The sequence below is a fragment of the Thiothrix nivea DSM 5205 genome (assembly GCF_000260135.1).
Taxonomy (GTDB): Bacteria; Pseudomonadota; Gammaproteobacteria; order Thiotrichales; family Thiotrichaceae; genus Thiothrix; species Thiothrix nivea.
In genome coordinates this window covers 1,673-5,655 of record NZ_JH651383.1, presented here as the reverse complement: position 1 = coordinate 5,655, position 3,983 = coordinate 1,673, and the positions used below count along the sequence as shown (strand labels likewise).

Below are 3,983 nucleotides of genomic sequence, written 5' to 3'. Positions count from 1 at the left end.
ATTACAACTGCCCAGCAACCGGCGCAGCAAGGCCACATTGCCGGGTGGATATTCCTGATCACCAGGCCATTCGGCAGGGACAGCTCCAGGCCATCGCCCGTCCGGGCGTCTGTCCCCGGCTGCGCCGGGCGGACAGTCACGAAACCGGAGGCTCTGGCAATACCGGGCGTTTGCCATCCCCCGGGCGGCTTGCCCGCCGTACCGCATAATTTGCGCCGCCAGTAGACAAAGCCGTAGGTAACTCAACTGTTCCTGTTCACAATACTGGACTCCGGAAGGCCGGAGGACTGGAAGCGTTGGAGCTGGGCTTGCCAGTACGCCAGACGCCCATCTTGACCTGGATTCATCGTGTTCTCCCATGCAATCTGTTGCTGATGGGCTGAGTGTCCGGGATTACGTGGGGCGCTGAAAGGAGGGGGATTTAGAAGCGCTTACAAAAAATTTGGAATATCAAAACTTAGTTCCCGTGTAGTTGCAAGTACGGGACACCATAGTGAGGAAATAGATATATTATTCTACGATTATCTGAATAGTATTTCCTTGCTAAAACATCAAAGCTCAGAGTTTTATCCAGTAGAATGGGTGCATGGGGTCATTCAGGTAAAATCATGCCTCCGCAATAAAAAAACCATAAAAGATGGTCTAAAGAATATAGCCTCATTTAAAAGACTAAAGAAAAGCGGAGTACACATTAATAAATTCAATGGCGGTCAAATTACATCAAATACAACAAGAGGGTTCGGAATATTATTTGCATATAAAGCAACATTAAAATGGGGGTCAATCATTGATGCAATTAAAGAATTCATGAAAGACTCTCCTAGCACAGAGTGGCCAAATGCCATCGTAATATTAGATTTAGGAATGATAATTCCATTTAATAAAGAAGAAAATATAGGATGTGAGTTTACACAAGATATAGATAAACTCAAAGAAATTGATGTCATTGGAATTCCAAACCGAGGGGATTGTCTTCTGCGATTTTATAGCACATTAACAAAGTTATTAAATAGAAGTCAATTAGGAGGTTTTGATTTCTGGGACTACATCAGACTTCCATTCACATCGGGAGAAATTTCTTATAGTTTCACGCATGGACAATTTTCTGAAACAGGGAATTGTAAAATACATGGTAAATATCTAAGAAACATCTCTCAAGATGCCCTAAAAAAAATACTATCTGTTTGTGAGAATGCAGAACCAATAAACTGGATAAAAGCTACCGATATAGCTTATGGCAAAAAAGGCGATAATATAGAAGCTTATTTGCGTCAACCAGGAGATGTTTTAATTTATAACCCAGATAATGAACAACTTTCGGATATACTGATCTTCAAAGAAAATTCTGCTATTGCTTTTGATTTCATAGATATTGAAGGTAAACAGTATTGGATACCCTATTATTATAGTATAAAAGACAATCTAGTTACTGTTGAGTGTCCAAAATGTAAAAAGTCTAACAAATTGTATATGGTCTCCACAGTCAACCCTTTCCAGCAAAGATCCAATAAAAACCCTCAAGGCGCAGTTCCTGTGCCTTTTGGTGCAACAGCCCATGCTGGCTTCTTTGCCTGAAACGCCGGTATTGTCAAGGAGGAGTCCCGCAGGGAAGCTCCTTGACAATGCCGGTGTGTAAGGCATCCTGTTGGCGGGCTGTTGTCTTCGTCATGTGTGTTTTCCCCCTGTGTTGCGGGTGACGGTTTTGCTCAAGGACAGGCATTGGACAGACCAAACTGCATTCGTATATCCGGCTTCTTTACGCGGGGCGCATTGCCCCTGAGCCATCATGGAAACCGCGTAGCAGGTGCCTATCGTTCGACCGGGCTTGGATTGCGCCACTCTCGTTACCGGCTTTTCCTGCTACTGGTTTAACCTGTCAAACCATGAACGTACTGTCGTCTACGCAAGGTCAGGGAGGGGAAAACGGGGTATCAGGCTGGGCAGTACCCCGCTTGGTAAGGTTTGCCGCTTTTCCAGCACGCCCACACGGTCCGCGCCAGTTTGTTGGCAAGGGCGACAGCGGCTTTGTTATGCCCGCTGCGCTGTTCCAGCTTCACCGCCCATTCCTGCAAGCGGGCAAGGGGTTTGCCGGATTTCGCCTGCCGCTTGGCAGCCACCAAAGCCGACCGCGCCCCGTGGACCAGCAAGGTACGCAAGTAGGTGTTGCCTTGTTTGGTGATGCTGCCCAGGAAACGGCGGTTGCCACTGCTGCTTTCGCGTGGGGTGATCCCCAGCCATGAGGCAAATTGGCGGGCGGACTGGAACTGTTCGGCTTTGCCGACCGCCGCGACCAGGGCAGTGCTGGTCAGCAACCCAATGCCGGGGATGGTTTGCAGGTTGGCAACCGTTTCATTCTGGCGGGTGGCATGGATGAGCTGCTGTTCCAGTCCTGCCATATGGGTTTCCAGCGTTTCCAGTTCCTGCATCAACGGGCGCAGCATGTACAAGGTGAGTGAGGACAACTGCCCCACATGAAGGTTGGCTTCCCGCAAGGCTTCGCGGTCACTGGCAGGCAACGGGATGCCCTGTTCGCGGAACACGCCGCGCAGGAAATTCATCCGTGCCACCTTGGTGCGTTTCCATTGTTCACGCAAGCGGTGCATCTGTTGCAGTTCCTGCTGCCCGATGCTTTTGATGGCCACCGGCTTGATCCCTTCACAGCGGTACGCTTCCAGCAGGGCTTCGCAATCGGTACGGTCGGTCTTGTTGCGGCGGCGGTAGGGGCGGACATATTGTGCGGGCAGCAACAGGGCTTCGTGCCCCCATTCACGGAATAACCTGCCCCAATGGTGGGCACTGCCGCAGGCTTCCATCACCAGCAGGGCTGGCTCTTGTTCATGGATAAACTGACGGAAAGCGTCGCGGTCAAGCCGCCGCCGCTGGGTGATGCGGTATTGTGGGGTGGCAATCGCCAACTCGAAAACAGAAGTGGCAAGGTCGATGGTGATAATGGTATTTTTCATGCTTGGTCTCCATGGTTTTCAGCGTTTAACAGTGGCACTATGATGCCGTGCTGGGGCTGTGGAGACCATTCCATCAATCGACGACGGACGCGGTGACAGCCCGCAACTTCGCACAAATTACTCCCCGCCGCGCCCGTCATGCATGACGTTGGCAGCAGATAAAGCGGTGGTTAACGACAAGTTAAAGAGAAGAGAGTGTTTTCCCGAGCGATAAAGTGCGGTGGCTATGTTCATTTTCCTGAATAGGTGCTTTCCCAAAAGTTCACAGTGCGCTATCGCGTGACAGATTACGCCAGTTTGAACGAGCGAGAATAGAGCGCTTGTCCGTTGCTGATAAAATACGGTGCTCATACCAATTTTTCATGATGGGTGGTTGCCCAAAGTTCACAGTGCGCTATCGCGTGACAGACAACACCAACTTGAACGACAAAGAAATAGAGGGCTTGCCCGCTGCTGACAAAATGCGGTGGCTGTGTCGATTTTTCATGATGGGTGGCTGCCCGATTGTTCACAGTGCGCTACCGCGAGAGAGACAACACCAACCTGAACAACCGAAAATAGGGCGCTCTCCGTTACCGATAAAATACGGTGCGTCTGTTCATTTACCGGGATTGGTGGTTGCCCAAAGTTCACAATACGCTGATGCGTGAGCCAATGTGCTAACTGATCCAGCTTTAATGCAGCGAGGGAGATATTTGGGAACCTCTAAAAAGCCGGAGTAGCGCAGCACTTAGCTTTACCCTTCCGGTATTTTGTTAAAATAATCAAGCCAACCCATTTTGGGGTGTATCAAGCCTACTTTATGCCTATTTTCCCGCCTTCTTGCGGATTCTGGGGGATTTCCCCTCAAATGGGCGCAACTCCGCTTTCTTTGAGCGAACAAAGCCGCCGCAGGTTGTAAACAGCCGCCTTGATGCTTAGGCCAAATTCTGCTCGCGCCAACCCAATGCTGCGGATCCGTTTTCCGCCCATCGCCAACATCGCCCCAAACACATGCTCGACCCGTGCACGTGTTTGGCG

The 3,983-nt window shown here is 50.0% G+C and carries 4 protein-coding genes; 2 read left to right on the top strand and 2 right to left on the bottom strand.

The features are described from left to right. Both THINI_RS26150 and THINI_RS22975 read left to right on the top strand, forming a co-directional pair. Window positions 1-209: hypothetical protein (locus THINI_RS26150; protein ID WP_245536558.1), on the top strand; the 209-nt coding region annotated here is incomplete at its 5' end. Window positions 210-405: 196 nt separating this feature from the next. Beyond that, the gene (locus THINI_RS22975) at window positions 406-1,575 is read left to right on the top strand and encodes a DUF6602 domain-containing protein (protein ID WP_342610106.1); all 1,170 of its coding nucleotides are present in this window, start codon (window positions 406-408) and stop codon (window positions 1,573-1,575) included. A gap of 356 nt (window positions 1,576-1,931) precedes the next feature. On the opposite strand, the gene THINI_RS00350 is transcribed toward THINI_RS22975, so the two are convergent. Then, entirely contained in the window at window positions 1,932-2,963 is a 1,032-nt protein-coding gene (locus THINI_RS00350) for an IS110 family RNA-guided transposase (RefSeq protein WP_002706572.1), read from the bottom strand. A gap of 846 nt (window positions 2,964-3,809) precedes the next feature. Then, window positions 3,810-3,983 (bottom strand): transposase (locus THINI_RS24825; RefSeq protein ID WP_002706571.1); only part of this gene is annotated, 174 nt, incomplete at its 5' end.